We start from the raw sequence: 16,341 nt of genomic DNA, 5'->3' as shown, positions 1-16,341 counted from the left end.
GTCTAAAAATAAAATTTACAAAATACAATGAAGTATATCGCAGAGATAAATATCATGCCACTTAAGGAATTATTGGATCCACAAGGAAAGACCATCACTGTCAACCTTCCCCATATCGGAATACACGGCGTGGAAGACCTTAGAGTTGGAAAACATTTGACGATGACTTTCGAAAGTGCTGATGATGCAAGTGCTGAAAATCTCGTTACAGAAGCTTGTGATAAACTATTAGCTAATAAGATCATGGAGTATTACACCTTTACGATCTCCGTCGCATAATGGATTCTACTTTTGCCGGACAACTGCATGTAGTGCCAACACCCATTGGCAATCTTGGTGATTTTACTTTGAGGGCTATTGAAATCCTAAAGTCTGTTTCTTTGATTTATGCCGAGGATACGAGGACATCAGGCCATCTCATGAAAAAATATGAGATTACTACTCAACTGCGACCATATCACTCATTTAATGAGCACAAGGCTGTCGAGCACATACTTTCCACTGTCCAATCAGGCCAGGATATCGCATTGATATCGGATGCCGGCACGCCCGGTATATCAGATCCCGGTTATTTACTTATTCGGGCATTGAAACAAGCAGGCGTCAAAGTAACTTGTTTACCCGGGCCAACTGCATTTGTTCCCGCACTAGTAATGAGTGGATTGCCTAGCGATAAATTCTTTTTCGAAGGCTTTCTGCCCCACAAAAAAGGTAGACAAACACGTTTGACTGAAATATCACAATTGCCTTGCACTGTAATCATGTATGAGTCACCATTCAGGCTGCAGAAATGTATCGAAGAACTCATCCTTCATTGCGGAGAAGAGCGCTTGGCGTGCATAGTTCGGGAGATCTCTAAGATTCATGAACAAGCAGTTACTGCGTCACTTTCAGAATTATTGTCACAACTCAATACTGCAAAGATTCCACAAAAAGGAGAAATAGTCATCTTGTTGGGAGGGAAGGAAAAAGAGAAAAAGGTAAAAAAGGAGCATAGTATTATAGTTTAAAAGTATTAGAGTAGAATAGTATTTAATTTACGGTCTACTGCCTATAGCTTACAGCCTAGAAAAGGCCTGAAAGGTCGCATCCCATGGCGAATTGCGAAAGCTGCTCGCGAATAAATGAAGCAAATTCCAATTTAATCGACACAATCCGTGCAATCCGTGTAATCCCTTTAAATGCCTGCCTTATTTGGCAGGCAAGCGTGATTCAGACAAAATCCAAATACGTGATTCCGTTAAAGACTCCCCCTAGCCCCCTCAAAAGGGGGAAATCAACTCATTGCACCTTTAGGATTAAACATTACGACTACAAATTTCATATTTTTGTAAAATCACTGTTAATAAAAGTATAAAATAAAGTCAAATCCCGACTTACGGCTTATAGCTTAATGCCTACCGCCAAATGCCTGCAGCCATTACAATAATCTTTAAACATCATTACTTTCCCCTCAACTCTTCCTCAAACAACTTAAATATCCTTTTATACTCATCTGTCCACGATTCCGGTTGGGTAAATCCATGGTCTTGAGTAGGATAAGCAGCTACTTCCCAATTGTCCTTTCCAAGATCAATAAGTCTTTGTTGGAGGCGCACCACATCTTGAAAATGCACATTGACATCTATCATACCATGGCAAATCAAAAGCCTATTTTTGAGCCCTTCGGCAAAATTTATCGGAGAACTTCTAGCATAAGCGATGCTATCCTGCACCGGCGTGTTGAGAATCTGCGCCGTATATCCATGATTGTAATGCTCCCAATCAGTCACAGGTCTGAGTGCTGCACCTGCCTTAAAAATATCAGGTTCAGTGAACAAAGCCATTAAAGTAATAAAGCCGCCATATGAACCTCCGTAAATGCCTATTCTAGCGGCATCGACACCACAATTGGCTACTAAATAATTTGCTCCATCGACTTGATCTGTCAAATCTTTACCACCCATAAATCTATAAATATCAGTCCTTACATCGCGTCCATAGCCTGCACTTGCCCTATAATCCATATCCAAAACTGTATAACCGAGGTCGGCCAACATATTATGAAACATATATTCTCTAAAATAATAACTCCACCATTTGTGCGCATTCTGCAAATAACCGGCTCCATGTACAAAGATGACGGCAGGTTTCAGAGGATCCTGAACTTTTGGTTTATAAAGTCGGGAATAAATTTCCTTACCGTCACGGGCTGTAACTTTGACTATTTCAAGAATGCGCCAAGGGTATTTAGAAAATTCCTCTGAACGGGACTTATCTGTAATTCTAGTCAGTTTTCCATTTGTCCTAGCTTCCTGAATATATAATTCCCATGGAATATTGGTAGAAGAGCTTAAAAAGGCAACATATTTAAAGTCTTTTGAAAAACATACATCCTCCAGACCAGTGCCAAGATTAGTTATAATTTCATTTTTTCCGGAAGCGATATTTAATTTTACAATAGTGTGGCTTCCAGGTTCAGATTGATTGGTGACCAAGAAAAGGTCCTTTTTATCAATAGACAAGAAGACATGCTGAACTTCATACGAACCTTGAGTCAACGACTTCTTTATCCCGGTTTTCACATTGATCAAATACAAATGCGAATAGCCACTTACCTCTGATGAAAAGATAATATTATCATTATCCAACCATTTAAGATAGCCTGGATTGTATACGCTTCCACAAAGCGGGCCTCCTATCCATGCTTCATCGTGCTGATGGTCGAGGGTAATTAATTGGTTTTTAAATCCACTGAACCAGCAGATCCATCTATCCTTAAAATCATACGAATACACCTGAATGATAGCATTATGTCCATTTGCGCTCCACACGGGATCATTTATTTTACATTCCTTTGCTTTATTCAGTTTTACCAAAGAATCTTTTAAAGTAGGATAATTATCATAGAAATCCGGTATAACTTTTATACCCGGTAAAACATTCAGGTCTAAATGAAACAAACTATCATTTTGAAAATCATAGAACTGCATAAAATTGGTAAAATAATTTTCTCCAACCTTTGATCTGCCGTCAATATTACTTGTATAACCGGATCTAGTGACATATTCGGGTATCATCGTTAGACTGCCTAATGGTCTACTCTTAGAAGTACGAAAAGAAATAAAATTCCCGTCGGGGCTCAAAGTTGCATTGTCAAATCTATCATCAGTTAATTGGAAACCATATGGAATAAGATTTTTCTCAACCTTTTTCGCTAATTTTCTATTAGCATTCTTTTCATTCAACTCTTTAAACCTTGGGAATAAACGATATTGTTCATTGGTTAATTTGGCGTCTTTTGTGTCTAACTTTTTAGAATCGGTAGTCGCAGTGCGATTCTTCTTTATCAAAAAAATTTGAGTTGTCTGCCCGTTGGTGACATTCCAGCTAAATAGCTCATCATTCACCAAATATATTATTTTCGAACCATCGTCGTCAAAGCCTGCGATTCTTTCATACTCGGCAGTCTGAGTAACACGAAGTACTTTCTTCTTTTCATTGACATAGAAAATATCACCTGCTTCATTGTAACAATAGGATGTCCTTTGTTTGGAGTAAAAGATGTCAGTCGTACTTAAAATGGCTGGAGAATTTTGATCAGTAAGTTTGGTGATTTTTTTTCCTGTTGGATCACATTTATACAATGAATCTGATGTAGCATTGTCAGGGTTCCACATAAAATAGACTTTATTGTCAATGCCCCAGTATACTTGCTTGGGAGAGGCTCCGATCCATTTAGGATCCTGCATAATTTTTTGGATGGTGAGTTTAGAGGATTGGGAATGAGCTACCCAAGGGAGGATTGAAAGAGCTATTAAAAAAGTAAAAGTAAATTTCATGAAAGATGTACTTTGATAATTACATAAGATAAAGTCAATAAAAGTACATTTTAAGTTGAGAAAGGAAGGAAATAAATGGGAGGAGAGGGAGAAATGCGTGAATTGGGGGGATATTTTTTAATTAGGCACTTTTTCAATAAATAAAAATGCTTATCTTTGAACAACCCAAATCAAATTACCATGGAATCAAAATTCAAATCACTTTCCGTCTTCGAATTTCAATCAAAATTTCCTGATATCCAGAGCTGCTCTAAATATTTAGCAGAACTAAAATGGAAGGATGGATACAAATGTCCGATATGCAGTAATCTAAAATATTGCAAGGGAATCAAGGAATTTGACAGACAATGCACAAAGTGCTGCCACCTTGAAAGCCCAACAGCTGGGACATTATTTCACAAGGTCAAATTTTCTCTACAAAAGGCTTTTTGGATAGTGTACTTTATATCAACAAACAAAAAGGGAATGGCCTCAACTGAACTCAGTAGGAAATTACAACTTAGGCAAAAGACATGTTGGTTATTCAAGCAAAAAGTAATGCAGGCTATGGAAAGTAGCAATATTCATCCATTATTGGGGCAAGTAGAATTAGGACTCTTTGATGTTGGATATTTGAACAAAACCTCTGGTTCAAAGAAAAATGAAAAGAATAAGATTCTCCTTGCAATAGAAAAAAAATCTAAAGGAATTAGTAGAATGTATGGTTGTCACCTAAAAAATTTAAAGCAAAATGTGCTAAACAATTTTGTCAAAAATAAAGTAGATCAGGAAGCAACTTTAACTACTCATGATGATTTACTAAACCACAAAATTGGAATAAAAAAAGCCAAGTCTAATATCATTAAATTCAATAAGATTAATAGAGCAACTAATGGATTAAAATCCTGGTTTGCGGGAATTCATGGCAATGTCAAGTATATTCAATATTACATAAATGAATATTGCTACAGATACAACAGACACCTGATGAAAGGAGAAATATTTGATGATTTACTGACCCGAATGGTAAAACATGAGCCCAGGCCTTATTTTGACATTGTTAACTATGCGCCTACTTCATAAAGTTTGCTTTCTAAAACGCCCCCTCATTCAAATTCTCAAAAAATGAATTAACCTCCATCTCCCCATGAAATAATACCTCTCTCGGCTTACTCCCTTCATTGCCTCCTACAATGCCCAATGACTCCAACTGATCCATGATTCTTCCGGCTCTATTATAACCCAACTTCAATCTTCTTTGAATCATTGACGTCGACCCATGCTGATTCTGAACAACCAACAAAGCAGCCTCCTGAATTAAATCATCCAGGTCAGCCAACTTCAATTGTCCTTTACCACTGCCCTCAGCAGTGTCATCCGGAACTTCCGGCAACATGTATGGCGTAGGAAAACCTTGTTGATCTGCTATAAATTTCACCACCTTATCAACCTCGTGCGTATCCACAAAAGCGGACTGGATTCTTACGATCTTTCCATCTGCGGATAAAAGCATGTCACCACGACCGATCAATTGATCGGCACCTCCGGCATCCAGAATGATTCCGGAATCTATCTTTGATGATACTTTAAATGCAATTCTAGCCGGGAAGTTCGCTTTTATGATACCCGTGATGATCTTGACTGAAGGCCTTTGTGTTGCAATTACCAAGTGAATACCGATAGCCCTCGCCAACTGAGCAATTCTTGCAATTGGTGCCTCGATTTCCTTTCCTGCAGTCATAATTAAGTCTGCAAACTCATCTATAACTAAAACTATAAACGGAAGGAATTTGTGACCTTTGTTTGGATTGAGTTTCCTTTCAGTAAATTTATGGTTGTATTCTTTAATATTCCTGACACCGGCCTTCTTCAGCAAGTCGTACCTTGAATCCATCTCAATAACCAATGAATTCAACGTCCTGATCACTTTTTTAGTGTCGGTAATAATCGGTTCGTCCTGATCAGGTAGCATGCAAAGGAAATGACTTTCGAGTCTGCTATAAATTGATAATTCAACCTTCTTAGGATCGATCAATACCAACTTGACATAAGCCGGGTGATTGTGTTGAATAATCGATAGTAGAATAGCATTAATTCCGACAGATTTCCCTTGCCCTGTGGCTCCAGCTATGAGTAAGTGAGGCATTTTAGCAAGGTCTGCTACAAATACTTCATTGCTGATCGTTTTACCAAAAGCAATAGGAAGATCCATTTGAGCTGCCTGAAATCTCTCTGATCCCAGCACTTCTCTAAGTCCAACAATCTGCTTATTTTGATTTGGAACTTCAATACCGATAGTACCTCTTCCAGGTATTGGAGCAATAATTCTAATACCAAGTGCCGCTAAACTTAAGGCAATATCGTCTTCAAGGTTTTTAATTTTTGAGATTCTTACACCGGGCGCCGGTACGATCTCATACAAAGTTACTGTTGGGCCAATTGTAGCTCGGATCTTAGTGATCTCGATCTTATAATTCAATAGTGTATTAACGATCTGATCCTTATTGGCATTCAGCACTGCGTGATCTATTTGAACTTGCTGATCATCATAACTATCCAACAGCTCCAATCCAGGTTTTTGATATTTTGAAAGCTCAAGAATTGGGTTGTATGGTTCATCAGGATTGTCAAGCTCAGCTCTTACTTTTAGTAATTCCTCTTCATCTTTTGTCAACTCATAGATAGGAGCTTCTTGCTCCGTATCTTTATCCTGACGCATTGTAGAGAAAATTTCATCAATTTCAAAGCCCAATTCTTCCTGGGTTGCTATTTGACCGTTAGAAGGTTGAACATTGGTTTCAGTTTCTTCCAATTCAAAAGGAACATCCTGATTATAACTAGAAGGGATTCTTTTGGTAAAAGTTGTTTCAACAGCCTCAAATTCATCATCAAAAGATTTGTTTATAATTAAAGAATTATCTTCTACTATTTCTTCATCGACATCTTCAACTATTTCAGAATCATCGCCGTATTCATCATTATGCAAATTATTTCGCTTGAATGACTCTATCCAACCTGAAAAATTTAAAAACGAGAAGAAGCTCCTATTGAATTCAGGAAAATACTTTTTAAAAGACCACATTTCTGGATTGGCATTTCTAAACCAAACGGCAATAGCTAATAATACGAATCCAAATAATAACCAGGTTCCGACTGCTCCTAAATACTCATTACCAAGCGCAACAATACTCTTGCCATATGCGCCACTAAAAGGAAAAGAAGCTGTGGGAAGGATTAGTTCGAAGAAAGTTGATCCTAAAACCATTGCAAAAAATACGTTTCTAAACATTGGCCAAATCAAGGCTGATCCTTCACCGTTGATCAGTCTATAGCCTATTCGAATTAATAACAATATTAAAGCAAATGAACTTAAACCAAAAGTTAGAAAAATAATTAAATGGGATGCCAAAGCACCAAGCTTACCAAACCAATTTTGAGCTACCTTCTCAGCTTCAAAAAGATTGTCCCATTTGAACGGCTGCAAAAAGTCACTATCGGCTTTCCAGGTAAATAAATAAGAGGTAAAGGATATAAAAAGGAAAATTGCTAATAGATAACAAAACAAACCTGTAATCTTGGGTAGCCTGTCATCCTTTAGAATGTTGCTGATTCTTTTTGTAAAAGAAGGCGGCGCCTGCTTAGGCTTTCTTGTTGCCATAAGACCTTAATAAATTTTGTAGTTGTCTTAAATAAATGTTGAATACAAGCTACATAGTAAGCTCACATACAATTACAAAGATAATAAAATTTATTAATATGTAATAGATTCAAAATAATTGATTCAGAAATTTCAAACTGTTTGGTAAAATTAGGTTTTAGAGGTAAAAAATGGACGAAAAGCTAGTAATGAATGATGAGTGATGAGTGAAGAACTGATAATGTGTTATTCAAATGAGAGTTTCAAATATTTTAAAAATAAAAAATATCTTTCTGTAGATGATGTCCTCCCCCTTGGCCACCTCCAAAGTTGGACAACCGTATGGCCTCATATTATAGTTCAATATTGGTCATTTTGTTTAATTGAAAGTTGTTATTTTTAGTAATAAATATGATTGTGTGATGTCCCACTTTGATGGGGGTTTGGGGGGTGGACAATCTAGTATCTATTGTCTATAATCTATTGTCTAGCATCTCTTTTACCCCTCATTCGTCAAATGAAAATCAATTTCCGGATGATTTTCTCTCGCAGTATTTAATGCCCATGCACTTTCGGCAAGATATACAAGCAGGCCATCTTTGTCTCTTGCTACATCTTTTTTTCTTCTTTGGACAAATGCATCCATGTCAGATTGTTTCTCTGATGTTACCCAGCATGCCTTGTGCAGATTCACAGGTTCATAGGTACATTTCGCGCCATATTCATGTTCTAATCTAAATTGAATGACGTCAAACTGAAGCGCACCAACTGTACCTACGATCTTTCGTCCATTATCTTCTTTTATGAATAATTGAGCTACACCTTCATCCATTAATTGCTCCAAACCTTTGGCAAGTTGCTTTGACTTCATTGGATCTGCATTGTTTACAAATCTGAACTGCTCGGGTGAGAAGCTTGGAAGCCCTTTGAAGTGCAATGATTCACCATCTGAAAGGGTATCGCCGATCTTAAAATTACCCGAATCGTATAAACCTACAACATCTCCAGGATATGCCTCTTCCACCAACTCTTTCTTCGATGCCATGAATGTAGTAGGGTTACTGAACTTCATTTTCGCACCCTTTCTTACATGGAAATAATTGGTATTTCGCTTAAATTCCCCTGAACAAATCCTTAGAAAAGCAATTCTATCTCTATGCTTCGGATCCATATTGGCATGAATCTTGAAAACGAATCCAGAGAAAGCATTTTCTTCAGGTCTAACAGTGCGCTCTTCTGTTTCTCGGGGCAAAGGTGGTGGAGCTATTTCCACAAAACAATCTAAGAGCTCTTTTACTCCAAAGTTATTTACGGCACTTCCAAAAAATACTGGAGACTGATTACCATTCAAATAGGCCTCTTTATCAAAATCCGGGTATATACCTTTTACCGTCTCCATTTCTTCCCGCAATTCTTTTGCTGCACTCTCCCCTACTATCTTATCAATGGTTGGATCATTGATGTCATTGATGACAATTGTTTCTCCTTCAGTTTGTTTTCCATGTGCTCCGAAAAGTGAAAGTTTATTCTCATAGATATTATAAACACCCTTGAAACGTTGTCCCATTCCTATAGGCCATGACAGAGGACAAGCATTTAATCCGAGCTTCTGTTCTATATCATCAATTAAATCAAAAGCATCTAAGCCTTCTCTATCCAATTTGTTGATAAACACAATGATAGGTGTCTTTCGCATACGGCTTACTTCAACCAATTTCTCAGTCTGAGGTTCCACTCCTTTAGCGACATCAATCACCACAATGACACTATCTACTGCCGTCAAGGTCCTATAGGTATCTTCTGCAAAATCTTTGTGGCCGGGAGTATCTAATATGTTGATCTGTAAATCTCTGTACTCAAAACCCATGACAGATGTTGCTACAGAGATACCTCTTTGTTTTTCTATCTCCATAAAATCCGAAGTTGCCGACTTCTTGATCTTATTAGATTTTACTGCGCCTGCGACCTGGATAGCTCCACCGAATAACAGTAATTTTTCGGTCAAAGTTGTTTTCCCTGCATCCGGATGACTGATGATGCCAAAGGTTCTGCGTCTCGCGATTTCCGTTTCTTTGCTCATAAATATTTTGAAATAAGGGCGCAAAGGTAGAAATTAAATTTATGAATGATAAATCTATGTGTGAGGAAGGTGAGAATGTCACAAGCGACCGTCATACTTATTACTGGTTAACTATTATATTAATTAACTAGTAAACTTCTATCTCCAATTCTGACTCTGATAAATCGCCACAGCCATCATACCTGCTGTTTCTGTCCTTAATCTTGTTTCTCCCATAGAAGCTGGAGAGAAACCGCTTTCAATGGCCAAATTTACCTCACTTGATGTAAAATCTCCTTCAGGTCCAATAAGTACAATAGTTTTACCTCCACCAATGAATGCATTTGACAAATTCACCTTTTCAATATCTTCACAATGTGGAATAAGTTTGGTGGAATAATCCTTTGTATTCTCTAGTATTTGGTTAAATGAAATATCATTATTGATCAATGTTAAATAACAGTTCAAAGATTGCTTCATGGATGACTGCACAATCCTTTTGATCCTATCTATCTTGATACTAGTTTTGACAGATCTTTCACAATTAATGAAAGAAATCTCATCAACTCCCATTTCAACTGCCTTTTCTACAAACCACTCGATTCTGTCGATATTCTTCGTTAAAGCGATTGCAAGGTGTAGCTTTCCAAGCCATTTCTTCTTACTTTGAACAATCTCTACTATACTCGCAAATGCCTGATTCCTTGACATTTGCCCCAATTCACATTTGTAGATTACACCCGAACCGTCAATCAAATTAATTAAGTCTCCCTGTTGCTTTCTTAGACTTTTGTTTAAATGAACGACCTCTTCCCCTTCTATGATAATAGTCGAATTATCGTGTTTAACTCCCCAAAACAACTGCATTTGTATATATATTAATTTTGATGATATTAGCAAAGCAATTATAAACTATTACCTTTGCCAACTTTCAGAAGCAACTTTATCAGTCGCCTTTGTGTTTGTAAAAAGTAAAATTAAAATAATATTTATTAAATGGATATAGTTATCATGATCGCCCAGCTGATATTGAGCCTTTCGATATTAGTAATCTTACATGAATTAGGACATTTTATTCCAGCTAAGCTCTTCGGTACACGCGTGGAAAAATTCTATCTCTTCTTTGATCCCTGGTTTTCACTATTTAAGTTTAAAAAAGGTGATACTGAATACGGTGTTGGCTGGTTGCCTCTGGGAGGATATGTTAAAATATCCGGTATGGTTGATGAGAGCATGGATAAGGAATTCAAAAATCGTGCACCAGAACCTTGGGAATTCAGGTCTAAAAAGGCATGGCAGCGTCTAATCATAATGATTGGTGGAGTCACTGTCAACTTCATTTTAGGTTTCTTTATTTTTGGATTGATGTATTTCTTTTATGGTGAGACCAAATTGCCTGCTAAGAATATGACGTATGGAATATCTACTACCCAATTAGCTAATGATGCCGGATTTATGGATGGTGATAAGATTGTTTCTTTAGGAGGTAAGCCTTATGAATACTTTAGCGGTCCAATTCTCGTTACAGAAATCATGCTTAATGACCTTAGAGATGTAAAGGTTGAACGCGAAGGACAATTAATTGATGTCAAAATATCTAATGAAGCTGCCGCTGCCATCACTTCTAATCAAAAGGATGCAGTGAGCATGATCAATGCAAGATTGCCGACTATTGTCGCAAAAGTAGATCCAAAATCTCCAGGTGGAAAAGCTGGTTTAACTGAAGGTGACCAGGTGGTGATGATCAATAACAAGCCTGTTCCTTACTATCACGAATTAATGAAGGAACTGGAAAGTTCTAAAAATAAAACCATCTCACTTGAAGTAGTTCGTAAAAAAGATACGATGGTACTTAGTAATATTAAACTTGATGAGAAGGGAGTGGTTGGATTCAACCCTTACGGCCCGGACAAATATTATAAATATGATGTAAAAAAATATTCATTGATCGAGGCGATGCCAGCCGGAGTTCACAAAGGTGTAGACTTCTTATCTAAGCAAATATCTGCATTTGGAAAAATGTTTTCCGGTGATATAAAAGCTTCAGAATCCCTAGGCGGATTTGCAAGTATTACTAAGCTCTTCCCTAGCGAATGGAATTGGAGGGAATTTTGGAATATAACAGCTATACTTTCATTGATTCTTGCATTTATGAATTTATTGCCAATTCCGGCTTTAGATGGAGGATACATCATGTTCTTGCTTTGGGAAGTTGTAACAGGTAAAAAGGTCAATGATAAAGTAATGGAAGTAGCGACGACAATTGGAATGGTATTGCTATTAGGGCTTTTATTATACGCCAATGGCTTGGATATCTTTAGAGCGCTTAAATAGATGAATTATTTCGAATGGTTTGGTGTAGAAAGAAAGTTTAACCTTGATCCTGCGGACCTTAGGAAGTCATTCTTGAGTAAATCAATGGAATTACATCCTGACAAAGCTAATTCGATAGATGAATCTTTACCTGAACAATCAGGATATAACAATTTGGCATATAGCACTTTAAAGGATAAAAGTAAACGTTTTACCTACATCCTTACACTTGAAGATATAATAGTTGCCGGTGAAAAACCGATTCTTCCTCAAGAATTCTTAATGGAAATGTTGGAGTTCAATATGGAAATTGAAGAGGCTAAAGAATTGAAAGATGAATCCAAGTTAAAATCGCTTAAAAGCCAAATTGAAAATAAAATACAACTTCAACTATCCGGCATACAAGATATTCTAAATCAATATGATAAAGGAATATTGAATGATGATTCCAAGAGTAAATTGAAGAATTTTCATTATATTGAGAAATATTTATTGCGAATTGAAGAAAGTATTTATACTTTTGCATCCCATTGAAACGAGAAGTCGTAACAATTAAGATTTATTGCCGCTGTGGCGGAATTGGTAGACGCGCTGGATTCAAAATCCTGTGACTGTGAGGTCGTGAGGGTTCGATTCCCTCCGGCGGTACTTTTAAAAGGAGCATTAGGGCTCCTTTTTTTTTGCCCTCCACTCAGCATTGCTGATGTACTGATATATTTGAAGTGTGTAATTGGTAATGGGTGCAATGGATAATGGGTAATCGGTAAGTATAAACTATCATACTATCGTACTGCCATACTGATATACTGATATACTCTAATACTATAACACTATAACACTTAAGTCCAGCCACACTATTTCACTTATCATTATAATGCGGACAAGGGCAAGCCTTGTCCCTACTTCAATATCATGCTGAAATTATATTATACTGTTGTACTCACTACCGGCAACGAATAATAGTCATATTGTGTTTGCTCTTCTGCCAACTCTTCCTTCGTGTATGATTTAACTACATTATACAATGTGTCCCGCTCAACTGCTTGCCTGTGAACTGCATCGATCATAACTACAAGATCATGGGTATTCATATTGGGATTTTGTTCCTCAGAACCAGCCATTGAGTAAATCTTAGTTGTATCATCGATTGTTCCGTCCAGGTCATCCACTCCAAAAGACAAACTCATCTGCGCCATATCTCTTCCAAGCATCGGCCAATATGCCTTCAAATGATCAAAATTATCAAGGTAGATCCTTGAAACAGCGTAATTACGCATATCATCCAATACAGAGGATTGCTTGATGTGAGACATCTCATTATTTTCATTCAGAAACTTAAGGGGAATAAAAGTCTGGAATCCACCCGTTTCATCTTGAAGCTGTCGCAATTTATCCATATGATCAATCCTGTGACCATAATTTTCTATATGACCATAAAGCATTGTAGCGTTCGATTTTCCACCTAATAAATGCCATTCCCTATGCATATCCAGCCATTCCTGGCCGGTACATTTATCACCTGCGATCTGCTCTCTTATTTCAGGATGAAATATTTCAGCACCACCGCCGGGAATGCTGTCAAGACCGGCATCCATCATCAGCTTCATTCCTTCAGCATAAGAGATTTTAGCTTTTTTGAAAATATAATGATACTCTACTGGTGTCAAGGCTTTCACGTGTAATTCCGGACGATGTTCCTTAATTTTTGAAAATAAAGTTGAATAAAATATTACATCGTATTGTGGCATTACACCACCCACTATGTGGATCTCGGTCACGGGTTGATCATCATATTTTTTAACGATATCCATCATTTCATCCATCGAGAGTTCCCAACCATCTCCACGCTCTTTGATAAGTCTGCTGTAAGAACAAAAAGCACAGGAATAAATACAAACATTGGTTGGCTCTAAATGAAAGTTTCTATTGAAAAATACTTTATTGCCTGATTTTCTTTGTCTGATGACCTCAGCCATTTTTGCCAATTGCCCAAGTGATGCCTTTTCATATAATAATAAAGCTTCTTCATTAGTGATCCGCTCATTGCTATTAACCTTTGATGCAATGCGTTCGATCATCGGTAGTTCTGAATTTTCTATAGGGTAACTATATTCTTGTGAGTCCATGCTTAATTTTAAATATGAATATAATAACAAAGATATGCCTAATTAAACTAGATGTAAGATTATGAACAACCAACACCTAATAATAATGTAACTTCGAGCCATTATATATAATTCTTATCACACAAAACCAACACAAATAAGTAAACAAAGTTTGTTACATTTGCCACAAATATTATTTGAATGTCGAGAATATTAACGTTGAGAGATGCATTGCGCGAGGCAATGATTGAGGAAATGCGCCTGGATCCTTTAGTTTTCCTTATGGGAGAAGAGGTCGCTGAATATAATGGTGCTTACAAGGTGAGCAAAGGAATGCTGGAGGAATTTGGCCCTGAAAGAGTGATTGATACACCGATAGCAGAATTAGGTTTTGCAGGTATTGGGGTTGGCGCAGCAATGAACGGGTTGAAACCGATTATTGAATTTATGACCTGGAATTTTGCTGTTCTTGCTTTTGACCAAATCGTAAACAATGCAGCAAAGACCTTATCTCAGTCAGGGGGCCAATTTGGCTGTCAGATAGTGTTCAGAGGACCTTCAGGTGCTGCCGGACAATTAGCACAGCAACATAGCCAAACTTTTGAATCATGGATGGGCAATATACCAGGAATAAAAGTAATTTCATGTACAGATCCAGCTGATGCAAAAGGTTTGCTTAAATCTGCCATCCGTGACCCAAATCCAGTGTGTATGATGGAATCTGAACTATTTTATGGTGAAAAAGGAGAAGTACCTGAAGGTGAATATTTGGTCCCTATTGGTAAGGCGAAAGTCAGAAGAGAAGGTTCAGATGTGACTCTTGTATCATACAACAAACAAGTAAAAACATGTATGATTGCAGCTGAGGAACTAGCGAAGGAAGGTATTTCTGCCGAGGTAATAGATCTTAGGTCAATTCGTCCATTAGATATAAAAACCGTTATAGAATCAGTTAAGAAAACAAACAGAGTAGTAGCAGTAGACGAAGCTTGGCCAATGTTCGGAGTTTCTGCAGAAATTGCTTACGAAATACAAAAATACGCATTTGACTATCTCGATGCGCCGGTAACAAGAGTCAATTCTGCAGATACTTCACTAGGTTATTCTGGTGTGTTTGTAGAAGAGTACATGCCCAATCCGGCTAAAGTGATCAAGGCTGTCAAAGAGGTAATGTATGTGGCGAAATAGATACTAGACTCTTGTGTCTTGTGTCTAGTATCTAATTTTAAAATTTCAGATTACGAAAAATTACTAAAATAACTTTAAATAAAACATAATGATAATAGGTGTTCCTAAGGAAATAAAAAAGAATGAAGACAGAGTAGCATTAACTCCTGCTGGTGTGCTTGAACTTAGCAAAAAAGGGCATAAAGTATATGTTCAAACTCATGCAGGTGAAGGCAGTGGCTTTTCGAATGAAGAATATGTTAAGGCTGGAGCTGAAATCTTAGGTACTATAGAAGAAGTTTATAGCATCGCTGAAATGATAATAAAAGTAAAAGAACCTATTGAATCAGAGTATAATTTGATTAAGGAGAACCAATTACTATTTACTTATTTTCATTTTGCTTCTTATCAGCCATTGACAAATGCAATGATTGATAAAAAAAGTATCTGCCTGGCATATGAAACTGTTGAAATGCCAGATAGATCGCTACCTCTTTTGATTCCAATGTCTGAAGTGGCAGGTAGAATGTCCGTTCAACAAGGAGCCAAATATCTTGAAAAACCGATCAAAGGTCGTGGTGTACTTCTTGGAGGAGTACCAGGCGTACCTCCAGGCAAGGTATTGATACTAGGTGGTGGAGTCGTTGGTACACAAGCTGCAAAAATGGCAGCAGGACTTGGAGCTCAAGTAGTAATAATGGATGTAAGTCTAAACAGATTGAGATACCTAAATGACGTAATGCCTGCAAATGTCGTTACAATGTTCTCAAATGAATACAATATTAGATCGCTTATCAAAACTCATGACCTTATTATTGGGGCAGTATTAATACCCGGAGCTAAAGCTCCTAATTTAATCACTAGAGACATGCTTAAAGAAATGCGCCCTGGGACGGTGCTTGTTGATGTGGCGGTAGATCAGGGCGGTTGTATAGAAACTTGTAGACCTACCACGCATGAAGATCCTACATTTATTATAGATGATGTTGTGCATTATTGTGTAGCCAACATGCCTGGCGCTGTGCCATTTACTTCCACTTTAGCACTTACCAATGCAACACTTCCTTATGCCATTCTTTTGGCTGATTTGGGATGGAAAGAAGCTTGTAATAGAAATGCCGCGTTGAAGAAAGGTCTAAACATCGTTAATGGAAAGGTCGTATACAAAGGTGTCGCAGATGCATTTAACCTTGAATATCATGATGTCGAAGAATTGTTTTAAATGCTATTGAATCATTTATGTATAAAAAAAAGGGAACC

At 37.3% G+C, this 16,341-nt stretch carries 12 protein-coding genes and 1 tRNA gene; 8 read left to right on the top strand and 5 right to left on the bottom strand.

Features of this window, described 5'->3' with window-relative positions:
• Positions 1 to 27 precede the first annotated feature (27 nt).
• Both purS and rsmI read left to right on the top strand, forming a co-directional pair.
• The gene (gene purS / locus IPI15_RS04690; protein WP_287401062.1) at positions 28 to 279 is read left to right on the top strand and encodes a phosphoribosylformylglycinamidine synthase subunit PurS; all 252 of its coding nucleotides are present in this window, start codon (positions 28 to 30) and stop codon (positions 277 to 279) included.
• Positions 279 to 1,010 (top strand): 16S rRNA (cytidine(1402)-2'-O)-methyltransferase, encoded by a 732-nt coding sequence (rsmI, locus tag IPI15_RS04685; protein ID WP_287401061.1) that lies wholly within the window; start codon positions 279 to 281, stop codon positions 1,008 to 1,010. The genes purS and rsmI overlap by 1 nt, the downstream gene beginning before the upstream one ends.
• 432 nt (positions 1,011 to 1,442) lie before the next feature.
• Here the strand turns inward: rsmI and IPI15_RS04680 are convergent, their stop codons facing one another.
• Entirely contained in the window at positions 1,443 to 3,821 is a 2,379-nt protein-coding gene (locus IPI15_RS04680) for a S9 family peptidase (RefSeq protein WP_287401059.1), read from the bottom strand.
• Positions 3,822 to 4,001: 180 nt separating this feature from the next.
• Here IPI15_RS04680 and IPI15_RS04675 point away from each other — a divergent pair, with 180 nt between their 5' ends.
• The gene (locus tag IPI15_RS04675) at positions 4,002 to 4,883 is read left to right on the top strand and encodes an IS1595 family transposase (RefSeq protein ID WP_287419344.1); all 882 of its coding nucleotides are present in this window, start codon (positions 4,002 to 4,004) and stop codon (positions 4,881 to 4,883) included.
• A 10-nt stretch (positions 4,884 to 4,893) separates the two neighbouring features.
• Here IPI15_RS04675 and IPI15_RS04670 read toward each other — a convergent pair whose 3' ends face one another.
• The 3 genes from IPI15_RS04670 to IPI15_RS04660 all read right to left on the bottom strand — a co-directional run bounded on the left by IPI15_RS04670 (position 4,894) and on the right by IPI15_RS04660 (position 10,363).
• Positions 4,894 to 7,458 carry an FtsK/SpoIIIE family DNA translocase gene (locus IPI15_RS04670; RefSeq protein ID WP_287401057.1) on the bottom strand — a complete coding sequence of 855 codons (2,565 nt, stop codon included), beginning with the start codon at positions 7,456 to 7,458 and terminating at the stop codon, positions 4,894 to 4,896.
• 478 nt (positions 7,459 to 7,936) lie between these two features.
• The gene (locus tag IPI15_RS04665) at positions 7,937 to 9,517 is read right to left on the bottom strand and encodes a peptide chain release factor 3 (protein ID WP_287401056.1); all 1,581 of its coding nucleotides are present in this window, start codon (positions 9,515 to 9,517) and stop codon (positions 7,937 to 7,939) included.
• 138 nt (positions 9,518 to 9,655) lie between these two features.
• A complete protein-coding gene (locus IPI15_RS04660) occupies positions 9,656 to 10,363 on the bottom strand; it encodes an RsmE family RNA methyltransferase (protein ID WP_287401055.1) in 708 nt (235 codons plus the stop codon).
• Between the two features lie 129 nt (positions 10,364 to 10,492).
• On the opposite strand from IPI15_RS04660, the gene rseP reads away from it, so the two are divergent.
• From rseP to IPI15_RS04645, 3 genes are all read left to right on the top strand, one after another.
• Positions 10,493 to 11,830: an RIP metalloprotease RseP gene (gene rseP, locus IPI15_RS04655; RefSeq protein ID WP_287401053.1), complete on the top strand. Its 1,338-nt coding sequence runs from the start codon at positions 10,493 to 10,495 to the stop codon at positions 11,828 to 11,830.
• On the top strand, positions 11,831 to 12,343 hold the full coding sequence (gene hscB, locus IPI15_RS04650) for a Fe-S protein assembly co-chaperone HscB (RefSeq protein WP_287401052.1): 513 nt from the start codon (positions 11,831 to 11,833) through the stop codon (positions 12,341 to 12,343).
• Positions 12,344 to 12,373: 30 nt separating this feature from the next.
• Positions 12,374 to 12,457 (top strand) — tRNA-Leu (locus IPI15_RS04645).
• 278 nt (positions 12,458 to 12,735) lie between these two features.
• Here the strand turns inward: IPI15_RS04645 and IPI15_RS04640 are convergent.
• Positions 12,736 to 13,935, bottom strand: coding sequence for a CofH family radical SAM protein (locus IPI15_RS04640; RefSeq protein WP_287401051.1), 1,200 nt, complete (start codon positions 13,933 to 13,935; stop codon positions 12,736 to 12,738).
• A 180-nt stretch (positions 13,936 to 14,115) separates the two neighbouring features.
• On the opposite strand from IPI15_RS04640, the gene IPI15_RS04635 reads away from it, so the two are divergent.
• Both IPI15_RS04635 and ald read left to right on the top strand, forming a co-directional pair.
• Entirely contained in the window at positions 14,116 to 15,102 is a 987-nt protein-coding gene (locus tag IPI15_RS04635; RefSeq protein WP_287401049.1) for a pyruvate dehydrogenase complex E1 component subunit beta, read from the top strand.
• Between the two features lie 88 nt (positions 15,103 to 15,190).
• Positions 15,191 to 16,303: an alanine dehydrogenase gene (ald, locus tag IPI15_RS04630; RefSeq protein ID WP_287419343.1), complete on the top strand. Its 1,113-nt coding sequence runs from the start codon at positions 15,191 to 15,193 to the stop codon at positions 16,301 to 16,303.
• The last annotated feature ends 38 nt before the right edge of the window (positions 16,304 to 16,341 follow it).

Origin of the sequence: Candidatus Brachybacter algidus (assembly GCF_016707225.1) — a bacterium.
GTDB classification, from domain to species: Bacteria; Bacteroidota; Bacteroidia; order Chitinophagales; family Saprospiraceae; genus Parvibacillus; species Parvibacillus algidus.
The sequence above is the reverse complement of the archived record's forward strand: the minus strand, read 5'-3'. Positions and strand labels throughout refer to the sequence as shown.

Excerpts from the sequence above, each read along its gene's own strand:
- purS (WP_287401062.1), top strand. The coding sequence starts at position 28 with ATGAAGTATATCGCAGAGATAAATATCATGCCACTTAAGGAATTATTG.
- rsmI (WP_287401061.1), top strand. The coding sequence starts at position 279 with ATGGATTCTACTTTTGCCGGACAACTGCATGTAGTGCCAACACCCATT.
- IPI15_RS04680 (WP_287401059.1), bottom strand. The coding sequence starts at position 3,821 with ATGAAATTTACTTTTACTTTTTTAATAGCTCTTTCAATCCTCCCTTGG.
- IPI15_RS04675 (WP_287419344.1), top strand. The coding sequence starts at position 4,002 with ATGGAATCAAAATTCAAATCACTTTCCGTCTTCGAATTTCAATCAAAA.
- IPI15_RS04670 (WP_287401057.1), bottom strand. The coding sequence starts at position 7,458 with ATGGCAACAAGAAAGCCTAAGCAGGCGCCGCCTTCTTTTACAAAAAGA.
- IPI15_RS04665 (WP_287401056.1), bottom strand. The coding sequence starts at position 9,517 with ATGAGCAAAGAAACGGAAATCGCGAGACGCAGAACCTTTGGCATCATC.
- IPI15_RS04660 (WP_287401055.1), bottom strand. The coding sequence starts at position 10,363 with ATGCAGTTGTTTTGGGGAGTTAAACACGATAATTCGACTATTATCATA.
- rseP (WP_287401053.1), top strand. The coding sequence starts at position 10,493 with ATGGATATAGTTATCATGATCGCCCAGCTGATATTGAGCCTTTCGATA.
- hscB (WP_287401052.1), top strand. The coding sequence starts at position 11,831 with ATGAATTATTTCGAATGGTTTGGTGTAGAAAGAAAGTTTAACCTTGAT.
- IPI15_RS04640 (WP_287401051.1), bottom strand. The coding sequence starts at position 13,935 with ATGGACTCACAAGAATATAGTTACCCTATAGAAAATTCAGAACTACCG.
- IPI15_RS04635 (WP_287401049.1), top strand. The coding sequence starts at position 14,116 with ATGTCGAGAATATTAACGTTGAGAGATGCATTGCGCGAGGCAATGATT.
- ald (WP_287419343.1), top strand. The coding sequence starts at position 15,191 with ATGATAATAGGTGTTCCTAAGGAAATAAAAAAGAATGAAGACAGAGTA.